1 protein-coding gene is annotated in these 1,010 nt (G+C 71.7%); it reads right to left on the minus strand.

Annotation, left to right across the window (positions count from 1 at the left end; all coding sequences use genetic code 11):
• Window positions 1-79 precede the first annotated feature (79 nt).
• Window positions 80-1,010 (minus strand): IS701 family transposase (locus ACFVHI_RS37190; protein WP_380346482.1); only part of this gene is annotated, 931 nt, incomplete at its 5' end.

Raw genomic sequence — 1,010 nt, forward strand, 5'->3', positions numbered from 1 at the left:
ATGTCGCGGTGGCAGGTGGGGCAGGCGCCGGCCCAGGTTGCGAGGAGGAACTGCATTTCGCGGACGACCTGGTAGAGACTCAGGCCGGTGCCGTTTCTTTTGGGGCACGGGCCAGCCTCCGCAGGGTGCAGAAGGCGTGGGCGAGGGCGACGAGGGTGACATGGTGGTGCCAGCCGTTGAAGGTGCGGCCCTCGAAGTGGGCGAGTCCCAGGGCCTGTTTCATCTCCCGGTAGTCGTGCTCGATGCGCCAGCGGAGTTTGGCCAGGCGGACCAGGGTGGTCAGCGGGGTGTCGGCGGGCAGGTCGCAGAGCCAGAACTGCACCGGCTCGGGCTCCTTGGCGGGCCACTCGGCCAGCAGCCAGCACTCGGCGAGTTCCGCACCGTCGGCCCGGTCGCGGACCTCCCGTCCGGCGGGGCGGATCCGCAGCGCGACGAACCGCGAGTACATGCGCTTGCACCCGGTGCGGCCCCTTCCCGGGCGTGAGCCCTCGCGCCAGGACACCGGCCTGGCCGCACCGCGTCCCGCCTCGATGACCAGCGTCTTCACGCTCTTCGCCGGATCGGGATACCGGGCCACCGGCGGCCGTCCGGTCCCGCTGTAGGGCGGGGTGAGGGGCCGGGCGGAGCCCGGCTGGGCGCTGAGGGTGGTGGAGATACCCACGACGTAGTTCATCCCGCGCTCGTTCACACCCAGCCGAAACGCGGCCGTGTCGCCGTAGCCGGCGTCCGCAACGGCCAGAGGGACGTGCACGCCCCAGGAACGGGTCTCGTCGATCATGTCCAGTGCGAGCTGCCACTTCTCCACATGCCCCAGGTCCGCCGGGATGCCGCACCGCTGGCGGCGGGCCACCTTGAGCGGGTCGGCCTTGTCGGAGGCCGGGTCCCAGGGCCTGGGGAGGAACAGCCGCCAGTCGACGGCGGCGCAGGCGTGGTCGGTGGCCAGGTGCAGCGAGACGCCCACCTGGCAGTTGGTCACCTTGCCCGCGGTCCCGGTGTACTGCCTCGACACG

It is taken from the genome of Kitasatospora sp. NPDC127121 (assembly GCF_042677305.1).
In the GTDB taxonomy this organism is placed as follows: Bacteria; Actinomycetota; Actinomycetes; order Streptomycetales; family Streptomycetaceae; genus Kitasatospora.